20 protein-coding genes are annotated in these 23,897 nt (G+C 62.9%); 4 read left to right on the top strand and 16 right to left on the bottom strand.

The features are described from left to right. Nucleotides 1–94: 94 nt before the first annotated feature. Nucleotides 95–1,183 (bottom strand): hypothetical protein, encoded by a 1,089-nt coding sequence (locus HWX44_RS06025; protein WP_070753938.1) that lies wholly within the window; start codon nt 1,181–1,183, stop codon nt 95–97. Nucleotides 1,184–1,378: 195 nt separating this feature from the next. Here HWX44_RS06025 and HWX44_RS06030 point away from each other — a divergent pair, with 195 nt between their 5' ends. Further along, nucleotides 1,379–2,308, top strand: a complete 930-nt coding sequence (locus HWX44_RS06030; RefSeq protein WP_070682403.1) for a hypothetical protein — start codon at nt 1,379–1,381, stop codon at nt 2,306–2,308. Between the two features lie 26 nt (nt 2,309–2,334). Here the strand turns inward: HWX44_RS06030 and HWX44_RS06035 are convergent, their stop codons facing one another. From HWX44_RS06035 to HWX44_RS06080, 10 genes are all read right to left on the bottom strand, one after another. Beyond that, complete coding sequence (locus tag HWX44_RS06035; RefSeq protein WP_175973680.1) at nt 2,335–3,555, bottom strand: FUSC family protein; 1,221 nt, start codon at nt 3,553–3,555, stop codon at nt 2,335–2,337. Nucleotides 3,556–3,699: 144 nt separating this feature from the next. Continuing rightward, on the bottom strand, nt 3,700–4,734 hold the full coding sequence (gene fbaA / locus HWX44_RS06040; protein WP_010188696.1) for a class II fructose-bisphosphate aldolase: 1,035 nt from the start codon (nt 4,732–4,734) through the stop codon (nt 3,700–3,702). A gap of 181 nt (nt 4,735–4,915) precedes the next feature. Then, nucleotides 4,916–6,115, bottom strand: coding sequence for a glycoside hydrolase family 76 protein (locus tag HWX44_RS06045; protein ID WP_070682384.1), 1,200 nt, complete (start codon nt 6,113–6,115; stop codon nt 4,916–4,918). A gap of 63 nt (nt 6,116–6,178) precedes the next feature. Then, nucleotides 6,179–6,853, bottom strand: coding sequence for a TrmH family RNA methyltransferase (locus HWX44_RS06050; protein WP_175973682.1), 675 nt, complete (start codon nt 6,851–6,853; stop codon nt 6,179–6,181). Continuing rightward, the gene (gene pyrE / locus HWX44_RS06055; protein ID WP_175973685.1) at nt 6,846–7,391 is read right to left on the bottom strand and encodes an orotate phosphoribosyltransferase; all 546 of its coding nucleotides are present in this window, start codon (nt 7,389–7,391) and stop codon (nt 6,846–6,848) included. The genes HWX44_RS06050 and pyrE overlap by 8 nt, the downstream gene beginning before the upstream one ends. A gap of 125 nt (nt 7,392–7,516) precedes the next feature. Further along, on the bottom strand, nt 7,517–8,818 hold the full coding sequence (locus HWX44_RS06060; RefSeq protein WP_175973686.1) for a hypothetical protein: 1,302 nt from the start codon (nt 8,816–8,818) through the stop codon (nt 7,517–7,519). 97 nt (nt 8,819–8,915) lie between these two features. Next, nucleotides 8,916–9,767 carry a sulfurtransferase gene (locus HWX44_RS06065; RefSeq protein WP_175973688.1) on the bottom strand — a complete coding sequence of 284 codons (852 nt, stop codon included), beginning with the start codon at nt 9,765–9,767 and terminating at the stop codon, nt 8,916–8,918. Between the two features lie 91 nt (nt 9,768–9,858). Beyond that, nucleotides 9,859–12,420: an ATP-dependent chaperone ClpB gene (clpB, locus tag HWX44_RS06070; RefSeq protein WP_175973690.1), complete on the bottom strand. Its 2,562-nt coding sequence runs from the start codon at nt 12,418–12,420 to the stop codon at nt 9,859–9,861. Nucleotides 12,421–12,956: 536 nt separating this feature from the next. After that, nucleotides 12,957–14,354, bottom strand: coding sequence for a TetR/AcrR family transcriptional regulator (locus HWX44_RS06075; RefSeq protein ID WP_175973692.1), 1,398 nt, complete (start codon nt 14,352–14,354; stop codon nt 12,957–12,959). A gap of 209 nt (nt 14,355–14,563) precedes the next feature. Then, complete coding sequence (locus HWX44_RS06080) at nt 14,564–15,934, bottom strand: sodium/glutamate symporter (protein ID WP_175973695.1); 1,371 nt, start codon at nt 15,932–15,934, stop codon at nt 14,564–14,566. A gap of 168 nt (nt 15,935–16,102) precedes the next feature. On the opposite strand from HWX44_RS06080, the gene HWX44_RS06085 reads away from it, so the two are divergent. Then, complete coding sequence (locus HWX44_RS06085) at nt 16,103–17,302, top strand: FAD-binding oxidoreductase (protein WP_175973697.1); 1,200 nt, start codon at nt 16,103–16,105, stop codon at nt 17,300–17,302. Between the two features lie 13 nt (nt 17,303–17,315). Here HWX44_RS06085 and HWX44_RS06090 read toward each other — a convergent pair whose 3' ends face one another. Then, nucleotides 17,316–18,125 carry a carbon-nitrogen hydrolase family protein gene (locus HWX44_RS06090; RefSeq protein WP_175973699.1) on the bottom strand — a complete coding sequence of 270 codons (810 nt, stop codon included), beginning with the start codon at nt 18,123–18,125 and terminating at the stop codon, nt 17,316–17,318. A 102-nt stretch (nt 18,126–18,227) separates the two neighbouring features. On the opposite strand from HWX44_RS06090, the gene HWX44_RS06095 reads away from it, so the two are divergent. Then, complete coding sequence (locus HWX44_RS06095; protein WP_175973700.1) at nt 18,228–18,488, top strand: hypothetical protein; 261 nt, start codon at nt 18,228–18,230, stop codon at nt 18,486–18,488. After that, nucleotides 18,485–19,117: a hypothetical protein gene (locus HWX44_RS06100; protein WP_254868124.1), complete on the top strand. Its 633-nt coding sequence runs from the start codon at nt 18,485–18,487 to the stop codon at nt 19,115–19,117. The genes HWX44_RS06095 and HWX44_RS06100 overlap by 4 nt, the downstream gene beginning before the upstream one ends. Nucleotides 19,118–19,548: 431 nt before the next feature. Here the strand turns inward: HWX44_RS06100 and exaC are convergent, their stop codons facing one another. From exaC to grpE, 4 genes are all read right to left on the bottom strand, one after another. Continuing rightward, the gene (exaC, locus tag HWX44_RS06105; protein ID WP_175973702.1) at nt 19,549–21,069 is read right to left on the bottom strand and encodes an acetaldehyde dehydrogenase ExaC; all 1,521 of its coding nucleotides are present in this window, start codon (nt 21,067–21,069) and stop codon (nt 19,549–19,551) included. A gap of 347 nt (nt 21,070–21,416) precedes the next feature. Continuing rightward, nucleotides 21,417–21,839, bottom strand: coding sequence for a heat shock protein transcriptional repressor HspR (locus HWX44_RS06110; RefSeq protein ID WP_175973704.1), 423 nt, complete (start codon nt 21,837–21,839; stop codon nt 21,417–21,419). Nucleotides 21,840–21,852: 13 nt separating this feature from the next. After that, complete coding sequence (gene dnaJ / locus HWX44_RS06115) at nt 21,853–23,058, bottom strand: molecular chaperone DnaJ (RefSeq protein WP_175973707.1); 1,206 nt, start codon at nt 23,056–23,058, stop codon at nt 21,853–21,855. A 133-nt stretch (nt 23,059–23,191) separates the two neighbouring features. Continuing rightward, nucleotides 23,192–23,896, bottom strand: coding sequence for a nucleotide exchange factor GrpE (grpE, locus tag HWX44_RS06120; RefSeq protein WP_175973709.1), 705 nt, complete (start codon nt 23,894–23,896; stop codon nt 23,192–23,194). Nucleotide 23,897 lies beyond the last annotated feature (1 nt).

The following is a 23,897-nucleotide window of genomic DNA, read 5'->3' on the forward strand; positions in this document are numbered from 1 at the left end:
AGCGGTGCAGCGGTGAGTTTGTGACAAGCTCGTCAGGAATTGATGCGCCGGCACCTTCGTGGAGAGGTTCGTCCCGAACCTCGTTCAAGTCCAACTACGCGATTTCGGTGTTTGAGTTGGCACCGTCGCCCTTGTCTTTCTCTTCGATGAAGATGGTGTCATTGGTGAACATCAGCCTCGAATTGTTTGGGGTGCTGATAATGATCCCATCGTCAACGACAGCGATTTGAGCTTCAATGTCATCGATGCCGATTCGGTAGAGACCGTTGCTATCGATCTTCTTGCCGTCAGTTGGGAGGTTGTCGACACCACCCTGGCTGTACCTGGTTTCACCCTCCAGCGGTAGGAGGCTCACCACATCGAATTCCATATCTTCCGGCAGGTTGGTCTTATCGCTCTTGATAACCCAGGCTCCGCCACCGCCGTGTGCGCAGTCAATGGATTTTTCATTCGCATCGATACCGCACACCAAGTTCCAACCGTCGGCGGAAATATCGAACAGCGTTTCACCGCGGAGGTCTTCTTCATCCTTGGCCAGGTCCGCGGAGTCGGTGGGCTCTGACTTTACGTCAATGAAGAATATGTCCGAGTTCACACCGTCAAAGGAGTTCTCCATCGAAGGTGCCTCAGTGCCTGGGCGCTTGTACACCTTTCCTTCGACGCCGACAATGTCTCCTTCAGTCTTGGACTCATAGGTGTAACCCTCTCCATCCTCAGTGACCTCAAATGAGGAGGACGTGATGTACAGGGCATTCTCGTCGTAGACCCTGCCGTTGACGAAGAAGACGGGAACCTTCACGGGTTCGCCATCGAACTTGCCCTCCAACACCACGTAGCTGAGGAACTTGCAGGGGTCATACTCGTCTTCGCCGATGGTGAGGTCCTCAAATTTCTCGGTGGAGCCTTTCACGTAGGCTTCCTTGTTATCAAGGACCTTGCCAAGGTCGGTGTCCTCGAGCTCCTTCTTTTCTTCGCAGTTAGGGTGCGTGCTGGAGGAGGAAGTGCTGCTCGGTGTCGACGATGTCGTCGCGCTGGCCTTCGTAGAACTAGTCACGGACGCGGCGGCGGCCTCGGTGAAGGCGGGTTCCTCGGCTTCCGTCTGTGAACCCCCGCCGAAACTGCACGAACTCACCAACAGTCCAGCGGCGGATACAAGCGCAAGGGTTGCCATACGGGTGGACACGGTGAATACCTCCAGCTATCAGACAAAGAAAAAGTTAAGTGTTAAGAAGTTGAGAGTTGCTTTGGAGTTAAGCGTTGTAATGGAGCCTACCTAGCAGATGTGACGTGCACTACTTAGTTTCTGGAAGCGCCGTTGGTTGAGCGGCGCTGGCGCTCCTTTTTCGCGAACCTCTTCTCACGCTTCTATGCTTCTTGTATGATCTGTGCGCTTGTAGACTGCGGCGGCCATCTCACTGAGGCCCATACCGATGCCCTCGCTGAGGCTCAACAGAGCGGAATCCGCGTTGAGCACTTCCGCGTCGCCTCGGTCCCCAGCCGGCAGGAGCTGAAGGCTATTGATGCGCTGGCCAGGGACATCCTTCCGGAGGACCCCACTCCATCGCTGGATAAGATTGCCGCGCAACCGGACGTGAGTCACCTCGGCGAGCCGGGCCCAGCACCCCAAAAGCAGTACTTGCGCGAGCCTTTGCGCATCGTGGTTATTGGCAGCGACGCCGCACTCAGCGCGGTGTTGACCCGCATGATGCGGGCGGATTACCTGTGGGCCGAGGTTGGGTATGTCCCCACCGGGGAGCATTCCACAGCGGCGATGAATTGGGGCCTGAAATCGAGCGGAGCGGGTCAGGAGCGCCAGGGGCCCGGCAACCAGGGAGCAGTAATGGAGGAAGCACTCTCCTTTGCCATGACCGCGCCCGTCAAGCCGGTGCCGCTCATCCGTAATGACGCGGGCCTCGCCGTGGCGGGTTCGGCAACGATTGCGGAATGGTCGAATGAGGAGATCACGGGGGAGATCATCGTCGACGATGCCGTGCTGCTGCGCGCAGATCGTGAGAAGGATGTCTTCGGGGCAAAGCTCGTACCAATGACGGATGCGCCGGGCATCGTGGCGGCGAAGGCAGTGACGAGCTTTGAGGCGGAGGCTGCACCGCGCCGTGGGCTGTTCGTCCGCCTGCGCAAGCCTGCACAGCCTGGACAACTCGACCCGGCCAGCGTCGTGCAGGGCCGGGCGGTGCAGGCAGGAGGGCCGTCGCTCAGCGTCAGCGTCGATGGAGTCCGCGCTAAGCGGCCGGTCAAGCGCGTGACGTTCTACCGCCACCTGCGGGACCTGCAGATCGTGCGGCCCTAGCCTGTATCAGCTGCCCTAGACCAGCCTTAGTTTTCCTCCCAGACCTCCGGCGGGTAGGCCGGGTGCTTGGAGGTGGGCACCAGCTGTGCAACTGCCGACTCCCGCGACATGCCACACACCATGAGAAGGTCTACGATGATGGAGCGCGTCTGGGCGAGCACGGCATAAGCGGAGAGGACTGCCTCCTCGCCGGCAACGTCCATCGAGCAGCGCGCACCCAGCTGGCGTAGGCGTTTGACTATCTCCGGGATGGCATGCGCCTCATCCACACGGCGCTCGCGCGCTGTTTGGTGGGTGTAGAGATCGGATAGCTCCATCGTGATTTCAGCGAGTTCGTCGATGATCTCGACTTGCTCGGCGGTGGCTTGATCGCCGTCCTCGGCGAGAACGAGGGCGCGGCGGGACAGCACGCGGGTACCGCGGACCACGTTGTCGACAGGCGTGAGAATGCGCTCTAGGGAGCGCACGGTGCGCTGCGTGCTCCACAGGAAGGGCGATAGCCGCGCGGTTTCCGCGCCGCCCTTGGTGGCGTTGAGCATGTTGTTGATGTCATCCTGCGTGCCGCGCACAGCATCGCGGGCCTCCGTGATGGTTTCGGGATCATTTTCTTCCAGCCCCTTGGCCACGTCGGAGAGGACCAGGGAGGTAATGCCCAGGACCTTCGAGACTTCCGAGCGCCCCGCACGCAGGGGCGAGGAAGGAATCAGCACGATCATCGTGAGGCCAATGACCGCGCCGATAATGGCGTCAATGGCACGGGAGATGCCGCCCATTTCTTCCGGGGGAAGAATGGTGGCGATGAGGATGGCGGCAATAACGATTTGGTTGCTCACCAGCTGCGAACTAGTGAAGAAAGAACCGATAATCAGGGCCAACCCGATGATGATGGTCATGTGGATGGGGCCGGTCCCGAGGGCGTCGACAAGCAGCGTGCCCACCAAGACTCCTACAACACCGCCGAGGGCCATGTCCACGGCGCGCTTGAGACGGTCCCTGCCCGATAGTCCGAGGATGATGATGACGGCCATCGGGGCAAAGAAGGGCTGCGCGTGGCCGAAGAAACCGTGCGCAACATAGAATGCCAAACCCGCGCCTATCGTGCACTGGAGCATGAACACGAGCCGGTTGCGGATGCGTGTGAGGCGCGCCTTGAGGGACTTATCCACCAACCGCAGCTGCTCGCGGGTAGTTTTGCGAACGCGCTTGACGGTACTTGAGGAACTCGACGATGACTCTTGCGCTTCCATGACTCCGGTATTTTACGCGTTCTGGCGGCGGGTTTGGACGAACAAAGCCACCCCTCATGGGCGAAGGGGTGGCATGTCGGGATGGCGTGACGACGCCGCTTAGCGCCGGCGGCTGCTCAGCGGCGTCATCCGGTTGGTGTGGGTTTACTTAGAAACGGTCTTGCCTACGGAGTGCAGGTCCTGGCAGGCCTCAACTACGCGGTCAGCCATACCCTGCTCAGCCTTCTTGAGGTAGGAGCGCGGGTCGTAGACCTTCTTGTTGCCCACCTCGCCGTCGATCTTGAAGACGCCGTCGTAGTTGGCGAACATGTGGCGTGCAACCGGGTTGGTGAAGGCGTACTGGGTATCGGTATCAACGTTCATCTTGATGACGCCGTAGCGCAGTGCCTCCTCGATCTTCTCCTTCTCGGAGCCGGAGCCACCGTGGAAGACGAAGTCGAAGGGCTGGGAGCCTTCCTCCAGGCCAAGCTTCTTCACGGCAACCTTCTGGCCCTCGTCGAGGACCTCCGGGCGCAGCTTCACGTTGCCCGGCTTGTACACGCCGTGGACGTTGCCGAAGGTAGCGGCCAGCAGGTAGCGACCCTTCTCACCGGTGCCGAGGGCATCGACGGTCTTCTCAAAGTCCTCCGGGGAGGTGTAGAGGTTAGCGCCGGCCTTAGCCTCAACGCCGTCCTCTTCGCCGCCGACGACGCCAATCTCAACCTCAAGGATGATGTTGGCGTTGTGGGCCTTCTCGAGGAGCTCCTGTGCGATCACGAGGTTCTCATCGATCGGGATAGCGGAGCCATCCCACATGTGGGACTGGAAGAGCGGCAGCTCGCCGCGGTCAACGCGCTCCTGGGAGAAGGCGATCAGCGGGCGCACGTACTCATCCAGAACTTCCTTCTGGCAGTGGTCGGTGTGCAGCGCAACGTTAATGCCGTAGTGCTGAGCAGCCTCGTGAGCGAAGGCAGCCAGTGCCTTGGCGCCGGCAACCTTGTTCTTCACGGACAGGCCGGAACCGAACTCGGCGCCGCCGGTGGAGAACTGGATGATGCCGTCGGACTCAGCCTCGGCGAAGCCGCGGAGAGCGGCGTTGATGGTTTCGGAGGAGGTGCAGTTAATTGCCGGGAATGCGAAGCCGCCCTTCTTGGCGGTATCCAGCATCTGGTTATAAACCTCAGGGGTTGCAATAGGCATGAAATTCCATCCTTTGGAGTTGCTGTGCAGTAAGCCGTGCCGTCCCACGTCCAGCGAAACAACACGTTCCAACATCCAAGTATGCCTGTTGTTGTGGTTTTCCGCCGCGAGATGTGATGTGACCTCACTTAAACACCGCTCCGCACGGGCGGAAATGCCCCGTCTTACTGGGAAAACGCTGCTATTTCTTGGATTCTGACTTGTACTTCACAATCCGGGTGCAGGCCTCCAACAACATCCAACCGGACAACTGAACGGACAAATCGCGCTCAGCCACGCGGATAATTCCCATCTTCTGGCTCAGCGAAGAGGGCCCAAAACCGTAGTTGTGGGGAAGCTTCGCATCCGCGGTCCAGTCGGAACCGAAGATGGGCAAGCCATCCACCTCCAGGCGGTGCTCCCACACGGATTCCGCCGAGGCCGTTACGAGGCGAGCGGCCAGCTTCTTGGTTGCGCGGTTGGCTGGGGAATCGCCCGGCAGGCGCACCGCTACATCCGCCAGGTAGCGGGCGAGGATGCCCTTGAACAGGCCGCCGTCACCGTCGCCAGTCTGCCAATCGATGACGCCCGTGTACGTTGCCATGCCCGTGGCCACCGCTTGGACCAGGCCGCGGATGCGGGTGGTGTAGTCCATCATGTCTGCGGCGAGTTCGGCCTCGTGGACAGAGTCGATGTCCTCCACGGAGCGCAGGCCGGTCTTCTCCCGCAGCGCCAGCACGATTTCCAGGCAGGCCCCGAGCACCACACCCTGGCAGTAGGGGTGGATGGCGCGGACGACCTCGCGGCCATCCATGCGCATGCGGATGCCATCCATGACGAAGCCATCGTCATCGATGAGGTGGTCATAGATCCAGTCCACGATGTGGCGAGCTTCCTCGACCCGGCCCATGCGAGCCAGCATGATGGCGCCCGGCCCGTTGGAGGGGACGTTGAGGAAGGTCTCACCCTCGCGCCAAGGCAGCACGCCCACCTGTGAGTCGATGCCATCGCGGATGTTGTGTTGCAGGCTGCTCAGCTTCTTGTGGGGGCGCATCTTCTTAAGCTCGCCAGCGCGGGCGATGGCCAGGGCCATCCAGGCCTTGTCGTCGTAGTAACGGTTCTTCGTCAGTGGCTGGAGATTGCGCACGTGGACGCCGCGGATGGTGTTGGCGATGAGCGTGCGGCGCGCCTTGGTGTTCTTGCGCAGGGCGGCGTCGACAAGACAGTCCAGGTAGTGTGCCTGCCACCAGTAATGCCAGTGGACGAAGAGTGATTCCTTGGTGGTGGGTGGCCAACTCACCACGGCAAGGTTGGTTCGGGGCAAGCCCCACACGGCTTGCGCGTGGCGCTCATTGATGGCTGTTTCCGCAAGGTCGGCGCGGTGGGACCATTTCTCTAACACTTTTGTCTCATCATTCTCACAATGTGAATTCGTTACCTAGATGTAAACACAGTGCGCGGGATCTCACCAAGCTTTTGATAAATCCGCATGCTGCCGAATCCATGCATGCATGGCAATGCCCGCGGCCACGCCCGCGTTGATGGAGCGAGTAGAACCAAATTGCGCGATGGAGCACGTCATCACTGCTGCATCCTGGGCCTCCGGGCTAACCCCCGGCCCTTCCTGCCCGAAGAGGAGCAAGCAGCGCTCGGGCAGCTCCGCGGTTTCTAGGGGCACACACCCGGGGGTGTTATCAATGGCCACGACGGTCAGGTCTTGGTCGGCCGCCCAGGCCATCAACTCGTTCACGTCCGCATGGTGCATGAGGTGTTGGTACCTGTCGGTGACCATGGCACCGCGCCGGTTCCAGCGGCGCCGGCCCACGATGTGGACGGTATCGACGGCAAAGGCGTTGGCGGTGCGTACCACGGTGCCGATGTTGGCATCGTTCTCGAAATTCTCGATGGCGATGTGCAGGGCATGTCGGCGGGTGTCGATATCCTCCCGGATCGCCTCGCGCGTCCAGTAGCGGTAGGCGTCGACGACATTGCGGCGGGCCCCCTCTGCGAGAAGCTCGGGATCGTATTTCTCCGCTTCGGGCCCTTCGGGCAACGGGCCTTCCCAGGGGCCGACGCCGTGGCGGCCCTCATTCCATTCGGTGGGACCTTTAGCCTCCGCCTCTTCCTCGGGCTTAGGCAAGGCCGAGGTCCTCCAGGCCCAGCAGGTAACGGTATTCCAAGCCCTCGGCGGCGATAGCTGCGCCGGCGTCGGTGTTGCGGTCCACCACGGTGGCCACGCCGACCACCTCGGCGCCGGCCTTGCGCAGCGCCTTGACAGCGGTCAGTGGGGAGTTACCGGTCGTGGTGGTGTCCTCCACAACGAGCACCTTCTGACCCTCAACGTTGAAGCCCTCAATCTGGCGCTGCATGCCGTGCTTCTTGGCTTCCTTGCGGACAACGAAGGCGTCGATGTCGCGGCCATCGGCGTGCATGATGGACAGCGCGACCGGGTCCGCGCCCATGGTCAGGCCACCGGCGGCGGCGTAGTCCCAGTCGGCGGTGAGCTCGCGGAGCAGCGAGCCGATAAGGCGCGAGGCTTCGTGCTGCAGGGTGGCGCGGCGCAGGTCCACGTAGTAGTCGGCCTCCTTGCCGGAGGACAGCGTGACCTTGCCGTGGACGACGGCCAGCTCCTTCACCAGCTCTGCTAGGCGTTGCTTCTTCTGCTGATCCAGGCTCATCGCTCGCTCCTTAAAGTCTGTGGCTTTCTAGCCTTTAAAAATCCGTCCTGTAGTTTACCCTCTTCCCCGCGGGTGGCCGCCACATCCAGGGTTGCTGGCACATCGAGGGTTGTTGGGAGTTGCTGTTAGTCGAAGATGGACGAGCCGCCGTCGAAGCGGCGCGGCAAGCGGGCCTGATTGTTTTCGTGGGTGGGGCGTTCGTGGCCATCGGCAATCGCATCCACTTCATCCGCGCCCAGGCTGGAGTGGTCAATGGTGCCGCGCGCCTCGCTGGTGCTGCGGCTCGGCATGACCACCGGCTCAGTGGGCCGCTGGATGGTGGGCGCGTCGAGAGAATCATCACGGTCCGGGACGGCAGTGGGCCCGGTAGGTTCGGGCTGCGGGGGCTGCGGAATGTCGCGGCTCGGGTCGAGTTCATCGACGCGCAGGACCTGCGTTGCCTCAGAGCGCGGCGGAAGGACGCGGGCGGCATCAGCCAGTAGGGCTAGCGGTTCCAGCAACTCTTCCCACTCCGCGCTGCGGGCGTGCTTGGTGGTTTGGGCAAGCACCCACTCCCCTTCCATCCACACGGCGGTCACGGCGGCGGGTAGGCGGTGTAGCGCCGCGCTGACGCGAGGATCGATGAGGCGCTGGCCCACGCCGGCATCGGAGGCGAAGACTTCAAACCCTTCCTCCTCACGCACGTACACCAGATCCTCGGACGAGTTGTCCACTGTCTCCCCTGGCCGTTTCTCCCCTGCCCGGCGGAAATCCACCACGATGTCCGAGGCCGCGCCGGTGCGCATGGCCATGACCGGGATCGTGCCCATATCGAAAAGGAGGGTCTCGTGGCCGCGGAAGTTTCCGGCCACGATGTCCCTGGGTTCTTGGCCGCGGGCGGCCGCGCCGCGGCTCCACTCATCCGCCAGGTAGGAATCATGCTTGGCGTATTCCCAGCCGCGCTGCTGGCCAAAGGCCTTGCGCTCGCGGCGGGCGCTGCCCGGCACGAAGTACTTGGCGCGCTCCGCACGCGCCGCGAAGCTGGGCGCTGCAGCCTGCGGTTCGGTGAAATCCTCGGGCTCAGCAGCGGGTTCTTTGGTCTCTTCGGTCTCTTCGGGTTCTTTGGGCTCAGCAACGGGTTCGTCGGAAGGTTCGGGGTGGTGCTCAACAACGGGTTCCGGCTCTGGGGTGAACTCTGATTCCTGAACGACCTCGGGCTCCGGGTTGGAGGCGTCGTGCGTTGCGTCGGCAGCGGCGGAATCGGCAACGCCGTCGGCGACGGATTCAGGCGCGGCGGGGTCGACTGCCGCGTCGTCAGCCGTATCGGTAGCGGCGTTATCAGCGGGGTCGCCGGCAGAGAGAGCGGCGCGCTGGCGCTGGTCCAGCCAGAGCACGATGAGACCAGCCGCGAGCGCGACGGCGGCGAGGGATAAGAGTACGAAAGGCATCACTGATCGACTCTAATCGCCCGGCGCGCCCGATCCGCGCTGACGCGCTGGTCACGCACAGGTTTGGGCGCGCACAACTGGGCGGCGGGTGCGGGTGCTAAACGTGCTCGCGGTCGCCGCGTTCCACCGGGTTCTTCGGGTTGGCTGACCACTGCGACCAGCCACCCACGAAGTGGCGCAGGCCGGTAAAGCCGACGTATTCCAGCACGGCGATGGTGAGCGCGGAGTGGTTGCCGGAGCCGGAGTAGATGATGGCGCCGTCCACGTTCTCCTTGGTCACGCCGTGGTCGTCGAGGATCTCCAGGATCTCTTCCTTGGACTTCCACACGGTGATGTCTTCCGTGTGGAAGAGGCGCTCCGGAAGGTTAACCGCGCCCGGGATGTGGCCGGCCTTCAAGTCGAGGTTCTCGCGGCGGCCGGCGAAGCGGTTGCGCGTGCGAACGTCGAGAAGCAGCCCGTTGTGTTCCTTAACCTCATCGAGGGTGACCGTGGGCATTGACCCCGTCGTCACTTTAAAGTCCGAGGGCATGCCCAAGTTGCCAGGGCCAGTGAGCGTGGGCAGCGACTGGGCGCGCCAATTGGACAGGCCGCCATCGAGAATGCGGACGTTGCGGATACCGGCCCAGCGCAGCGTCCACCACGCACGGCCGGCAAAGAGGCCGCGGCCTTCGTCGTAGACCACGACCTCGCTGTCCGCGTGCAAGCCCCAGTGATCGATCCACTCTTGGACCTTCTCCGTCTGCGGGAGAGGGTTGCGGCCCGCCTTGGAGCCGGGCAGGCCCACGAAGGCAGAGGCAGCGTCCGCGTACTGGGCGGTCGGAATGTGCAGGGAGGAAAACTGGTTGAAGGCCTCGCCTTCCCCTGGTGCCCAGAGGGAAGCGAGGATGGTCGTCTTATCACCGCGGTAAATCTTCTCACTCAACTCGTGAGGGGAGACCAAAATGCTCATGCCCCAGATCATAGGGGCATGAGCGGGTGCTGGCGACCGGTGAGCGCGGTGAGTACTAATCGTGCTCACCGCGCTCACCGGTTTAAGTGCCTTAGGCGGTGCGGGCAGCTAGCTCGAGGCGCTCGCCACCGTCGGCGACGTCAACGTGCACGGTATCGCCGTCCACGATGTCACCGGCCAGCAGCTTCTTGGCCAGCTGGTCACCGATGGCCTGCTGGATCAGGCGGCGCAACGGGCGGGCGCCGTAGGCCGGGTCGTAGCCGCGCTCGGCCAGCCACAGCTTGGCGGCGTCAGAGACCTGCAGCGTCAGGCGGCGGCCGGACAGGCGCTCGGCCAGGCCCTTGAGCTGGATGTCCACGATGCCAGAGAGCAGATCCGAGGTGAGCGGCTCGAACATCACGACGTCATCGAGGCGGTTGATGAACTCCGGCTTGAAGCTGCGCTTGACCGCCTCCATGACCTCTTCCTTGGTGCCGCCGGCACCCAGGTTCGAGGTCAGGATGATGACGGTGTTGCGGAAGTCCACGGTGCGGCCCTGGCCGTCGGTCAGGCGGCCCTCATCGAGCACCTGCAGCAGCACGTCGAAGACGTCCGGGTGGGCCTTCTCGACTTCGTCGAAAAGCACCAGCGTGTACGGGCGGCGACGCACTGCCTCCGTGAGCTGGCCGCCGGCGTCGTAGCCCACGTATCCCGGAGGGGCACCGACGAGGCGGGCGACGGAGTGCTTCTCACCGAACTCGGACATGTCGATGCGAACCATCGCAGATTCATCGTCGAAGAGGAAGTCCGCCAGAGCCTTTGCTAGCTCCGTCTTACCTACGCCCGTGGGGCCCAGGAAGAGGAAGGAACCGGTCGGGCGGTTCGGGTCGGCCACACCGGCGCGGGCGCGGCGCACGGCATCAGAGACCGCGGTGACGGCTTCCTTCTGGCCTACCACGCGCTGTCCCAGCACGGACTCCATGTTGAGCAGCTTTTCGGTCTCACCCTGCAGCATCTTTCCGGCCGGGATGCCGGTCCAGGCGGAGACGACCTCCGCGATGGTATCCGGGGTGACTTCCTCGCTGAGCATGGTGTTGTGCTGCTGCGCGGCCTTCTCCTCGGCGGCAGCCAGGTCCTTCTCCAGCGGCGGGATCTTGCCGTAGTTGATCTCGGAGGCGAGGGCTAGGTCGCCATCGCGCTCCGCAATCTCTGCCTGGCGGCGCAGATCCTCCAGCTGTTCCTTGATGGTCTGCACGTCATCGATGGCCTTCTTCTCATTGGCCCAGCGGGCCTTGAGCTCACCAAGCTTCTCGCGCTCATCCGCCAGCTCCTGCTGGAGGGCGGTCAGGCGGTCCTTCGAGGCCGCGTCCGATTCCTTCTTCAAAGCCAGCTCCTCAATCTCGAGGCGGCGCACAACGCGCTCCAGCTCATCAATCTCCTGCGGGGAGGAGTCAATCTCCATGCGCAGGCGGGAGCCAGCCTCATCGACCAAGTCGATGGCCTTATCCGGCAGGAAGCGGTTGGTGATATAGCGGTGCGAGAGCTCCGCGGCAGAGACCAAGGCCGAGTCCTGGATGCGCACGCCGTGGTGCACCTCGTAGCGCTCCTTGAGGCCACGGAGGATACCGATGGTGTCCTCCACGGAAGGCTCGGCGGCGTAGACCTGCTGGAAGCGGCGCTCCAGGGCGGCGTCCTTCTCGATGTATTTGCGGTACTCGTCGAGGGTGGTGGCGCCAACCAGGCGGAGCTCGCCGCGGGCCAGCATGGGCTTAATCATGTTGCCGGCGTCCATCGAGCCTTCGCCCGTAGCACCAGCGCCCACGATGGTGTGCAGCTCATCGATGAAGGTGATGATCTGCCCATCGGAAGCCTTGATCTCATCGAGGACAGCCTTGAGGCGTTCCTCGAACTCGCCGCGGTACTTCGCGCCGGCGACCATGGAGCCGAGGTCCAGGCTCAGCAGTGTCTTGCCCTTGAGGGATTCCGGCACGTCACCGGCCACGATGCGGCGGGCCAGGCCCTCCACAATGGCGGTCTTACCCACGCCGGGCTCACCGATGAGCACCGGGTTGTTCTTCGTGCGGCGGCTAAGCACCTGGACCACGCGGCGGATCTCCTGATCGCGGCCGATCACCGGGTCAATCTTGCCCTCGCGGGCGCGGGCGGTGAGGTCCGTGGCGTACTTCTCCAGGGCCTGGAACTGTTCCTCGGGGTTCTCCGAGGTCACCTTGGCCGCGCCGCGCACGGAGGGGAAAGCGCCCTTCAGCGCGTCATAGGTGGCGCCGCGGGAGGTCAATAGCTCAGCCGCATCCGACTTGGAGCCCGCAATAGCGGCGAGCAGGACCTCGGTGGAGACGTACTCATCGCCGAGTTCGCCGGCCAGCTCCTGGGCGCGGGTGAGGACGTTGAGGGCGTCGCGGTTAAAGTTCGGGTTCGCCATGTTGGCGCCCTCGGCCTTCGGGAGGGCGTCGATAAGCTGGCGCGCCTCCTTGAGAACCGTCTCCGGATCCACGCCGGTGGCCTTGAGCACCGGGGCGGCGATGCCGTCCTTCTGCTCGAGGATGGCTGCTAAGAGGTGTGCCGGGCGGATGTCCGGGTTACCGTTGGCGGAGGCCGTCTGCAGTGCTTGCTGCAGGGCCTCCTGAGTTTTAGTGGTGGGGTTGAAAGAACTCATTATTGTGTTTCTCCGTTTCTACTGTTTATCCAAACCTCCCTGCGGCTGCAGCAGGGAAGGAAGCTTCACTGTCTATAACGCTACAGAACTTGAGTCTGTTCCACTCAACTAGAACTTTTTTAGATCTTTCACCCCCGGCCAGCTTGAGCGCGGTTCGCTCAAGTCTACGGTGTGCGTCTTTTACCCCGACTTAGGTCATGGGCGGGTAAGCAACGCCATTCTTGGCACTGTTCTTGGCGCTGCTGCTTGGCGGTGTTCGGCGGTGGGGTGGGATTGGCCCGCACTAAAATGCGCCTTCGTCCGAAGGGCGTTCCGCACAAGGCATCTGACAAACGGCATCTTTGGGCCTAAAAACGCCATCTGCAATGCGTAAATGGCGTTTTTAGCCGTAAAAACGCCTTATGACTGATGCCTTTTGTCAGACGTCTTTTGCTGGATGCCTCCAGCATGTCACTGAAGGTACGCAGACGTTGCGCTGTGTGATTTTCTGCGTGACGCGGATTGCTGTGGATTGCCCGTGGTGTCAGTGCGCGGGGCTAGGGGTTAGCTACTGCCGCTTCCTGGGGAAGGCCGTATTTAAACGATGCTAGGACGACCGCCGCCACGGAGTAATAGAGCGACCACTTCTCGTCGAGGTCGATGTTGCGGAATTCGCCCACCGAGGCCAGGTGACACATGCCGTCGGCACCGGCCCACAGGATGAAGTTCTTGATGTAGACCAGGCGGTCCTCCGGCTCGTGCCCGGCTTCCCGCAGGGCTTCACGGGCAAAACGCATGAGCAGCGCGAAGGATTCGCTCATCTGGGTCTGCTCCTCGCCGTCCTCACTCAGCGGGACCACGGAGCCAGACGCTGCACCGATGCAGGCGCTGTAGCGCTCCGGATGCTCCACCGCGTAATGAAAATAGGCCACCGCCACGCACAGGAGCTTATCGACGGCCGAGGCCCCCTCCGGCAGCCGCTCCAAAAGGTAGAGGATGCCGTCCACGAGTTCACGGTCGGTCTCCTGCTCGACGGTTTCACGTAGAACGAAGTCATTGTCCACCAGAGAGGCGACGAAAACTTCAGAAACACCGAAGTATTCGGCGACGTTCTCAATAGTCACCGACTGCATGCCGACCCACGCCGCCAGCTGGATGGCGCGCTCCACGACGGCCGCGCGGGCCTGCTCCGCGGGAAGCTCTGTCAGATCCTCGATGGCGGTAATATCCAGGGAAAGGTCCCGGTCCGGCGTAAAGCTGCTCAGCAGTGCGCGGTACTCCTGCATCGGGTGGCGCAGATCGGGAAGCTCCAACGTCTCGGCCGTCATGAACAGGGTTCCGATGAGCGCCTTGCACACCTCGCGCAGGTTGAAGCGCCGCACCACCGAATGCTGGTGCCGCAGCACGCCGAGGATGCTCAGGTGGGCCATTCCGTGGACGGTGGCCCAGCTAGCAACGCTCAGCTTTGCCAAGGTCTGGGGGCACACATCCGGCCCGACCTCAAGCTGTGCATCGTCCGCGATGAGCGCGATGTTGTCATAGATCAGATCCAGCGCGCGGTTGCCCGATCTGTTTCCCTGCAGGAGGGACTGCCACTCATCCTCAAAGACGCAGCCCTTCTGCTCAAACAGGTAGCGAAAAAGCTCCGGTTCACGCTCGGCGTACTCGTAATAGGCCTCCGTGAAGGTGGTCAGCTTGGTGAACAGATCAGCGTAGCCAGGAGCGGCGTCGAGCGTCTCCTCCAAAAACTTGACCTTGCGCTCGGAGGCATAGTCCGGGATGGCGGCAACTATCTGCTCACGATCCGAGAATTCCGCGCGAACCTCGGCGGGAGTAACCTCCGCGAGCCTCGCCACCGACTCCACGGTAATTGCCTCATCACCCTGCGCGGCGCCAATGTGAAGAGCAGACTCGAGGATGACCTCACGAGGTGAGTCTTCATAAAGAAAATGCATATGGATTCCTAAGCCTGCGCACACTGAGGGAAAGAAAAAGAGAGGCTGCGAGAGCGCCACGCTGACAGCTTCCTGAATTTTAGCCTTTTTCTTCTCACAAGAGCAATGCAAGCTGAGATTCATTTCGCACTACTACTCAGGACTTGCTTAAAACGAGAAAACCCTCAAGCCATAAGGCTGAGGGTTTTCACGTGCTAGCAGGTCAGCGTCTACTTCGATGAACCGACGTGCCCGATGCCTTCCTTGAAGATGGTGCCGCGCGGCGGCATCATGCCGCTGAACTTGAAGACGAGGTAAATAACCACCGCGATACCCAGGGAGATCCAGCCGAAGCCGGCGGTAAAGCCGTACATCACCGACAGCGGCGCGATGATGGTCCAGGAGATCTCGAAGGGGCCGAAGCCAATGTAGGCCATGCCATACTCCGACAGTGTGCCGGACTTGAGCTTCGGGTCCACGATCTTGAGAATCGCAATACCGGTGGCCACGGTCGCCGTCGCCCAGCCCCAGCCGAAAATGCCGCGCTCAATCCAGCGCTCGCCGAAGAACTCGGCGGGGAACCACATGAGGAAGAATGCACAGTAAATGGTGCCCAAGACGAAGAGCAGGAGAAGAGCCTGCCAGTAGGCGGCCACAGCGGCCGGCACAATGGCGGCCACGCCGAAGGCAATGAGGTAGTCGGTTGCCGCACCGGACACCGAGCTCACCGTGTCCTTATCCAGGTAATCCTTGGCGCCCACCATGTTCATCACTGCACGGAAGAGCAGGCCCACGACCATGGACATAGCGAACAGCGGGATGGAGACGTTCTCCCACACGGAGGCGATCCCTTTGTTAATGCCATAGGCGGTCATCACGGTCAGGGCGATGAAGCCCACGTGGAGGGTGATGGGCTCGATGGCGGAGGGGTTCGTCGTGGCGCGGCCCAGCGAAGGGCGGTCCTCCAAGCGCGAGATGTAGCCGCGGCGCAGCTCCTCCGGGAGCTCCTTCGGAACGTGGGAAACCTTGCCCTTGCGAATGCCCCAGTTACCGGCGACGATACCGCCGATGATGGCGGCCAGCGTACCCACGGTGGCGGAGGTAAAGCCCAAGGAGGATGCCGCCTCAGCACCCACGCCTTCCAGCGCGCTGCCCACGGCGGCCGCGGTACCGAAACCGCCGGTGAAGCCGACGGGCAGCATCATGCCGAACCAGTCCGGGGTATCAAAAGTCGGCTTGAACAGCAGGAGGCCGAGGACAATGAACAAGCCCCACTGGCCGGTGAACATCATGGTGGAATAGCCCCACATGTTGCGGGCACCCTTGCCCATGTTGCCACCCATCTCCATGGAAAAGGCCATGGAGGCGAAGACTATGGCGATGAGCAGCGAGGTGTAATCACCGAGGTTGTCGGAGAAGCCGATCCACCCCAGGACGTTGGGGCCGAAGAGCAGGCCGAGCAGGCCGGCGGTGATGGGTGCAGGCAGCAGCAAATCCTGGAATACGAATTTAATCTGGTGGCGCAAAACGTTGCCGATGACCATGAGCAAGGAAATCCAGCCCACGTCGGTCATGATTGTGAACGCAGAGAATTCTTCCATGCGAAAACTTCCTTCCGTGCCGCGCGCTGCGGCGTCCTAGAGACGAGACTCACCCTCTTTCGGGAAATGAACCGTTGATTACACTACAACCCCCACCCCACTTTGCCACCCCTGGCATATAACCCTAGGGCAATTGGTCACTACCCCCAGGGGCTAGGATGGGCGGGCATGAGGGAACTGGGTGAGCATCTACGCAACCATGCTGAAGACTATCGCGATGCAGTACACAGGCACTTTTTCGCCAACGTCGTCGAATCCCGCCAAGTCTTTGCACTATCGATGAAGGACACTCACCCCTCCATGGCCCCCGCGCTCGCGTGGGTGCTGGAGAATGTGGAGGACGGTGAGGTACAGGGGGACGTCGCCAAGCGCCTGGCACGTATGGGCCGCGATCATCGCCGCCACGGTTTTCCCCCTGAGGTCTATCCGAAATTCGAGGCATCGCTCGTTCACGGGCTGGAGGTTCTGGGGCTTACCCCGTACCAGCACGACGTCGCCACGCGTACCATTTCCCAGGTGTGCTCGATCATGCGCGCCGCGGCGCAGGAGGCGGACTCTGATGGTGTTCCCCCTGCCCACAGCGCCCAGGTGGTAGCCGTTGACAAGCCGAACCGGCGCACCGCGGCGATCCGGCTGGAATCGGGCGTGGCGCTGGATTACCGCGCGGGGCAGCACGTTCCAGTGACGTCTCAGCTCACGCCCGGCACCTGGCGCCCGCTAACCCCGGCAGCACCCCCGGAGGACTCCGGGCAGCTGACATTCCACCTCGCGCTGGCCGGTGAGGCCTCCTCCATGCTGGCCAAGGCGCAGCCGGGCGATTGGTGGACGCTGGGCGCGCCCGCCGGTGAGCCGCCGCGGCTGGATGATACGACGACACTGATTTCCTTCGGTACCGGCTGGGCAGGCGCGCGGGCGCTGCTTCTCGACGGCCTAGCGAACAACCTTCCCACCGGGCTCCAGGTCTATGCCGTGGCTCCTTCGCCGGGCGAGCACTATGACACGGAATTCCAGGCCAACCTGCAGGCTGCGGCTCCAGGCCTGCAGCTGCGCCACATCGTCCGGGAAGGCCAGGACCCCTGGCTACTCGGCGCACAACCGGCCGCCGCAGGCTTCGATCCCGTGGTGGCCAAGGAGCCGATGGAACCGGTGCTCGCCGAGGGAACCGACCGCCGCTTCGTGCTCATTGGTCCCGCCGACCGCGTCGAGCTAGCGCGCGCGGCCTTGCTCGCGGGTGGCGTCGCGGAGGAGGCTATCACCACTGATAGCTGGCAGCGTGGCCACGAGTGGGCGGCCTCCGCCGCGGAGCTCGACGGCTGGGGCGATGACTGGGAGGCCTGGGCGGCGTGGAAGAAGTCCCAGTGGGCCTAGGCGCTCTGAGCGCTTAAGCGTCCAAGACGGGGAGGGACTGGCGGACCTTTGCCACGGTGTCTGGCTCCACCTCGCCGTAGAGGATTTCTGGCTCATAGCCGGCTTCAGCAAGACGCGTGCCATCTGGCGCCACGAGGACGGAGTGCCCGATACCAGTCGGCCCAGAGGCCTCACCCGCCTTGGCCTCGCCGCCGGGGCGAGCCTGGCCAGCCGCCAGGATGTACGTCGTGGAATCGAGCGCCCGCGCTGCGCTGAGCAGGCGCCACTGTTCCAGCTTGCCCGGGCCATCCGCCCAGCTGGTGGGCACGACGATGAGCTGGGCGCCCTGGCGGGCGAGTTCCTTGAACTGCTCGGGGAAGCGGATGTCATAGCAGGTGGCCACGCCCACAGTGAGGCTCCCGGCCTCGAAGGTAACGAGTGATTCACCCGGCCGGACGGTATCGGATTCCTTGTATTTGAAGGCATCGTAGGTGTGGATTTTCTCGTAACCGCTGAGGACTCCGGGCCCGGCGATGAGCGCAACGTTGGCCACGCGGTTGATGGTTTTCTCACCGCGCTCGACGGTATCCGCCGGGGCGAACATTCCCAGGACCACGTACACGCCGAGTTCTTCCGCTAGGGCGCGCACGGCGGTGGCGGTGGGGCCATCGAGTCCCTCCGCGTTCGTATCGAGGCGCCCGGAATCGAAGCTTTGGGTGGTAGCTTCCGGTAGGACGATGAGCTGCGCGCCGTTATCCGCGGCTCCCTTAATCTTGTCAAGCGCCACGGCGAGGCTCTTCTCAACGTCCCCGGTGCTGGTCATTTGAACTGCTGCTACCTTCATGCGGCCCACGGTAGACGAGCCTGGACTAGTTATCCACAGATTTCGCGGATTCGGCACTCCCCTCCTTTACGGCGGGTGGGCTGCTGACGCAGTCTCGATGCCATGAACCATCTCGCTATTGACCGCGGTGCCCGCCAGCAGATCCGCTCCCTCCTCGACCATTCCTCCCCCACCGCGTTGCCCTCGGTGCGGAAGCCTCCCCGGACCGCACGTGCCTTGGAGATCCTCGGCGCGCGGTGGGAGGAGTCACGAAGGCTCAGTGAGGGTGCGCGGCGAGCCCAGTTGGAGGAGCTTGACCGCTTCGTGGGTGCAGCCCAGGGTGTCGATGCGGAGCTTTCCTCTTTCTTGGGAGACCCCCAATGAGCGCAGCAGAGGCATTGCGCGCGGAGGCTTACCGTTTGGAGGATTATGCCGCTGAGCTTGCCCGCTATATCGATGCGTCACACCATCATTGGGTAGCGCTATCGATTTCTGGGGCGGCCGCGGACGCAGCGCGCGGCACCCTCCACAGCGCCACCGATGCCCTGCTGGGTCCGGCGCAGCAGATGCGCGTGGCAGCACACATCGTGAGTCTTTATGCGCCGTTGATGGAGCGGATCGAGTATCTGCGCGTTCGAGCCCTTCGGCTCGCTGCGGTTCCCGCTCTTGCGGAGCCCGCCAGCGCGGTGCTGGGGCACCTCGACACGCTGGCCGATGCCCTCGACTGGGCCTGCGCCCGCCAGCTGAGTGCCTTGTGCACCCCGGAGCTGGGTGAGCCGCCGACCCGCCTGGAGGATTTCAGCGAGCTATCCCTGGCGGAATTGCATGAGGTCCAGCTGACCATGGCCAGCGAGGAGGTCCGCTCCCTGGTTGCAGCTAATCCGGACCTCACCGTGCTGGAGGCCAGCCCCGGGCGACTGGTGGTGCTCGTCGACCCAGAGAGTATCGGCACGCACGCGGCCCAAGTCAGCACGTTTGTGGGCGGTGGCTTCCGAGCTACTGGCCCACAGTGAGCGCCCGCGATGCCCGCTCAGCCCGCTGCGCGCGGATTGCTGTCCCCTCTCGCTGGCGGCACACGAGGCGGCGCCCAGTGCTTCCGGCCGCCGGTGCGGCTGTGCACACATTAATGGTTCCTATGTTGGGTGGGGATGGCGCACAGCACGTATGTTGCGATGACGTACGTCTCGTCGCGCCCGTGTAGATCGCCGCATTCGCGGTCTGGAGCGCACGCAACGCCGAGGATCCGATCGCCGCCACCACCGGACCGCGCGGCGGCATTCACGGCCCGGATCCTTCCTCCCCTGCCTTCGGCGCCAACGCAGTGCCGGGCGCGAGTGGGCTACCGGGCGATCATGGCTCCTATTGGAAAGACCCCGCATTTCTGCGGGGTCTGGGTGTCATCGCCCAACGCTACTAGTAAGCAGCCAATTGGAATTGCTGCCTTTTAGAAGAGGCCGGCATGCTCCTCAGAGTAGGACACCAGCATATTCTTCGTCTCCTGGTAGTGGGACAGCATCATGAGGTGGTTCTCGCGTCCGATGCCTGATTCCTTGTAGCCGCCGAAAGCGCTGTGGGCGGGGTACACGTGGTAGTGATTAACCCATACGCGGCCGGCCTGAATTTCGCGCCCGGCGCGGTAGCAGGTGTTTTGGTGGCGCGACCACACACCGGCACCGAGGCCAAAGTTGGTGTCGTTGGCAATCTGAATGGCTTCCTCGAAGTCCTTGAACGTAGCCACGGAAAGCACCGGACCGAAGATTTCCTCGCGGAAGATGCGCATGTCATTGGTTCCACGGAAGACGGTCGGCTCGATGTAGTAGCCGTTCTCCAAGCCCTCTACCTTGTTCACGTGGCCACCGATGAGGGTTTCCGCGCCTTCCTTCGGGCCGATCTCGAGGTATTCGGTGATCTTGTCCATCTGCTCCTGGGAGGCCTGCGCGCCCATCATCGTTTCGGTGTCGAGCGGGTGGCCGATCTTGATCTTCTTTACGCGCTCCAGGGCCTTCTCCAGGAACTTGTCCGCGATGTCCTCGTGGATCAGCGCACGCGATGGGCAGGTGCAGACCTCGCCCTGGTTGAGAGCGAACATGACGAAGCCCTCGACGCACTTCTCCAGGTAAGCATCGTCCTTGTCCATGATGTCCGCGAAGAAGATGGACGGTGACTTGCCGCCGAGCTCCAGGGTGACCGGAATGACCTTGTCTGCAGCGGCCTTGTTAATGATTTTGCCCACCGGGGTGGAGCCGGTGAAGGCAATCTTGGCGATGCGGTCCGAGGTGGACAACGCCACGCCTGCTTCCTCACCTACACCGTTGACGATGTTGAGCACGCCCTTCGGCAGGAGGTCCTCAATGATCTCAATGAGCAGCAGGATGGAGGCCGGGGTCTGCTCGGCGGGCTTCATCACGATGGTGTTGCCCGCAGCCAGCGCCGGCGCGATCTTCCACGCCGCCATGAGCAGCGGGAAGTTCCACGGGATAATCTGGCCCACAACGCCCAGCGGCTCGTGGAAGTGGTAAGCCACAGTGTCCTGGTCAATCTGCGACAGGCGGCCCTCCTGCGCGCGGATGGCGCCGGCGAAGTAGCGGAAGTGGTCGACCGCCAGCGGGATGTCGGCGGCGAGGGTCTCGCGCACGGCCTTGCCGTTCTCCCAGGTCTCCGCGACGGCGATCTTTTCCAAGTTCTCCTCGATGCGGTCGGCGATGCGGTGCAGCAGAAGCGCGCGCTCTGCCGGGGTGGTCTTGCCGAAGGTCTCGAAAGCCTTCTCCGCAGCGTCAATGGCCAGGTTGATATCCGCCTCCTTGCCGCGGGCCACCTGGCAGAAAACCTCACCGGTCACCGGGGTGATGTTGTCCATGTACTCGCCGTCGACCGGCGGTACCCACTCGCCGCCGATGTAGTTGTCGTAGCGCTCGCGGTAGTTGACGATGGCGTCTGCGGTTCCGGGGTTAGCGTACAAAGTCATGGTCATCGCACCTTTCTTGTTGTCTTAAGGGTTTCCGTTGCGCCTTCACCAGTGGTTCACGGACACATTCTCCAAGGAATGTGACAGGCCACACAACGTTGGGTGCGAGTGTAGCGCTATTTTTCAACAAACTCACGTTTTCTACAAGGAAAGCTTTTTCTTCTGGACGGTTGCCGCCAGAAAAAGTGCCCGAGTTGCCAAAGATCATGTCCACAATTGCTCTGGACCGTGGATCTTTGGCAACAACGGCACTTCTTAAGCTTTTAAGCGAAGAGCACGCGGTCTTAGGCCGGACAGAGCAGGCTGGCTCTAAAACGAAAGAACCCCCTCACAGGAGGGGGAAGTGCCTAGCTGCCGCGGCGGCGGTTGCGCCGCGGCGTCCACATCACCACGGAGGTAGAACGCGGTACGTGAACCAGCTCGCCGCGCGATGGTCGCGCTTGGCTGCGCAGGCGCTCGACCTCCGCCTGCAGCTCATCGCGCTCGGCGGCAAGACGGTCACGCTCCGCAGTCAGCTCGATGATGGATTTGATGCCGGCTAGGTTCACACCATCATCTTGCGAGAGTGCCTGAATCTTGCGCAAGAGCTCGATGTCGCTCTCGGAATAGCGGCGCCCACCCCCGGAGGTGCGGGCCGGGGAGACCAGCCCCATCCGGTCATACGTGCGCAGGGTTTGAGCGTGCATGCCGGATAGTTCCGCGGCTACAGAGATGACGTACATCGCCTTGGGCTGGGCCGCATCGGTTCGATTTGTGTCGTCCTTGCTCATCTCACACCTCCTACTAGCGCGTCACCGTGTTGCCGGCCCAGCCGGCACGCGGATCGAAGCCGGAGTCCTTCTCCGCCTGCGCGTAGCTGCGCAGCGCCGAGGAGGCCGCAGCATCCAATGTGGAGGGCACGGTGACCTGCACGGTCACCATGAGGTCGCCGGCCTTGCCACCACGCTTGGCCACGCCGCGGCCCTTGACGCGCAGCGTGCGCCCGTCGGGCGTTCCCGCCGGTACCTTGACGCGCACGGGCGAATCGAGGGTTGGCACCGTAATGGTGTCACCCAAGGCCAGCTCCGCAAAGGAGACGGGGACGGTGACGTGTAGGTCATCGCCTTCCGGGGTGAAAACCTTGTCGGGCTTCACCGTAACCGCCACGAAGAGATCGCCGGACGGGGTGCCGTTCGGCCCCGCTTCGCCCTGGCCAGCCAGGCGCACCTTTTGGCCATCGATAACTCCGGCAGGGATACGCACCGTAATCGAGCGGGTGCGGTGTACCGTTCCGGTGCCAGAGCAATCCGCGCACGGATCCTCCGCGCGCTGGCCAGTGCCCCCACAGTCGGTACACGGCGCCGAGAAACCGAAAGAGCCGCGCTGTTCCGAGGTGAACCCGGTGCCATCACACGTCGAGCACGTCGACAGCTTGCCGGTCTTGGACCCGGAACCGTGACACGTGGTGCAGGGGGCTTCGCCGCTCAGCTGCAGCGGGATGGTGGTTCCCTTAGCCGCCTCGCGGAAGTCGAGGGTTATGTGCGTTTCGACGTCGGCCCCCCGCGACGGCCGAGCTGTGTGGCCAGCACCACCGCCGCGGTTGAAAACGCCACCGAAGATATCCCCCAGACCGCCGCCTTGAGACGCTCCTCGAGCGGATCCTCCGAAGATGTCCGAGAGGTCGAAGTCTTGCGCACCCGGTCCACCCATGTGCGTGGATCGAAACCCGCCGGGAAACCCGGCGCCTCCTCTCCGCCCAAAGCCACCGCCGCGCATCATGGCCTTGAACTCGTCATAGTCCTTGCGGGTAGCTTTATCAGACAGCACATCATAGGCCTCAGCCACCTGCTTGAATTTCTCCGCCGCCGCGGGGTTATCCGGGTTGGCGTCGGGGTGGTTCTGGCGGGCCAGCTTGCGGTACGCGTGCTTAATTTCTTCAGCAGTAGCGGATGAGGAGACCCCCAGGTCCGCGTAATAATCCTTGTCTGCCCATTCTGGCTTAGCGTTCACTGGGCATCTCCTCCTTTCAGGAGAATCGATAAACGGTTGGGTCTTAAGATTTTTGCTAAGTAAAAATGCTAACTAACTAGTGAAAAGAAGAGTGGCGCCAAGGAACACTGAGCCCTGACGCCACCTGTACTACCTATTCTGCGTTATCCGGGGTATCCGGACTGTCAGCGGTATCGGCTGACTCGGCAGGGTCGGCGATAATCACCATGGCGGTGCGCACAACTCGCTCGCCCACCGTGTAGCCGCGGCGCAGAACCGTACCGATGACCTGTTCGTCACCAGTCGAGAGGTCCTGGACTGCTTCGTGCACCTCGGGGTCGAAGGCATCGCCCTCGGCGCCGAACGGGGTCAGCTGGTTTTTGGTCAGCACTCCCGTGAGCTTGTCCGCGATGGCCTTGAGCGGCCCCTCGTTGAGGTCACCGTGCTGGCGTGCGAGTTCCAGGTCATCAAGGATAGGCAGGAAGTCTGCCAGGACCTTAGCCTTAGAAGTCTCGATCACGGCCTGACGGTCACGCTCTGTGCGGCGGCGGTAGTTGGTGTACTCCGCGTTGAGGCGCTGCAGATCCTCGGTGCGCTCAGCCAGCTGAGCCTCCAGGGAGTTCTCAGCGCTGGCGTCATCACCGGCGGCCGCTTCATCGGTGATATCGCGGGCGGCATCCTCTACCGCGGCCTCTGCCTCAGCGGTGTTCGCGGTGGCAGCATCAGCCTGCGCCTCAGCGGCCTCGTCGGTGGCACCGTCGGCAGAAGCAGCCTCGGCGGCGGCAGCCTCCGCAGCCTCAGCGGAGGTTGCCTCAGGGTCGGTGTTGGCCGGGTTGCCCGGGTCCTGAGGGGAGGTCATG

The organism is Corynebacterium sp. Marseille-Q2823, from assembly GCF_903645345.1.
In the GTDB taxonomy this organism is placed as follows: domain Bacteria; phylum Actinomycetota; class Actinomycetes; order Mycobacteriales; family Mycobacteriaceae; genus Corynebacterium; species Corynebacterium hiratae.

What these genes read in the sequence shown, in the direction of transcription:
- HWX44_RS06030 (WP_070682403.1), top strand. Translation starts at nt 1,379, where the DNA reads ATGATCTGTGCGCTTGTAGACTGCGGCGGCCATCTCACTGAGGCCCAT.
- HWX44_RS06035 (WP_175973680.1), bottom strand. Translation starts at nt 3,555, where the DNA reads ATGGAAGCGCAAGAGTCATCGTCGAGTTCCTCAAGTACCGTCAAGCGC.
- fbaA (WP_010188696.1), bottom strand. Translation starts at nt 4,734, where the DNA reads ATGCCTATTGCAACCCCTGAGGTTTATAACCAGATGCTGGATACCGCC.
- pyrE (WP_175973685.1), bottom strand. Translation starts at nt 7,391, where the DNA reads ATGAGCCTGGATCAGCAGAAGAAGCAACGCCTAGCAGAGCTGGTGAAG.
- HWX44_RS06060 (WP_175973686.1), bottom strand. Translation starts at nt 8,818, where the DNA reads ATGCCTTTCGTACTCTTATCCCTCGCCGCCGTCGCGCTCGCGGCTGGT.
- HWX44_RS06065 (WP_175973688.1), bottom strand. Translation starts at nt 9,767, where the DNA reads ATGAGCATTTTGGTCTCCCCTCACGAGTTGAGTGAGAAGATTTACCGC.
- clpB (WP_175973690.1), bottom strand. Translation starts at nt 12,420, where the DNA reads ATGAGTTCTTTCAACCCCACCACTAAAACTCAGGAGGCCCTGCAGCAA.
- HWX44_RS06075 (WP_175973692.1), bottom strand. Translation starts at nt 14,354, where the DNA reads ATGCATTTTCTTTATGAAGACTCACCTCGTGAGGTCATCCTCGAGTCT.
- HWX44_RS06080 (WP_175973695.1), bottom strand. Translation starts at nt 15,934, where the DNA reads ATGGAAGAATTCTCTGCGTTCACAATCATGACCGACGTGGGCTGGATT.
- HWX44_RS06085 (WP_175973697.1), top strand. Translation starts at nt 16,103, where the DNA reads ATGAGGGAACTGGGTGAGCATCTACGCAACCATGCTGAAGACTATCGC.
- HWX44_RS06090 (WP_175973699.1), bottom strand. Translation starts at nt 18,125, where the DNA reads ATGAAGGTAGCAGCAGTTCAAATGACCAGCACCGGGGACGTTGAGAAG.
- HWX44_RS06095 (WP_175973700.1), top strand. Translation starts at nt 18,228, where the DNA reads ATGAACCATCTCGCTATTGACCGCGGTGCCCGCCAGCAGATCCGCTCC.
- HWX44_RS06100 (WP_254868124.1), top strand. Translation starts at nt 18,485, where the DNA reads ATGAGCGCAGCAGAGGCATTGCGCGCGGAGGCTTACCGTTTGGAGGAT.
- exaC (WP_175973702.1), bottom strand. Translation starts at nt 21,069, where the DNA reads ATGACTTTGTACGCTAACCCCGGAACCGCAGACGCCATCGTCAACTAC.
- HWX44_RS06110 (WP_175973704.1), bottom strand. Translation starts at nt 21,839, where the DNA reads ATGAGCAAGGACGACACAAATCGAACCGATGCGGCCCAGCCCAAGGCG.
- grpE (WP_175973709.1), bottom strand. Translation starts at nt 23,896, where the DNA reads ATGACCTCCCCTCAGGACCCGGGCAACCCGGCCAACACCGACCCTGAG.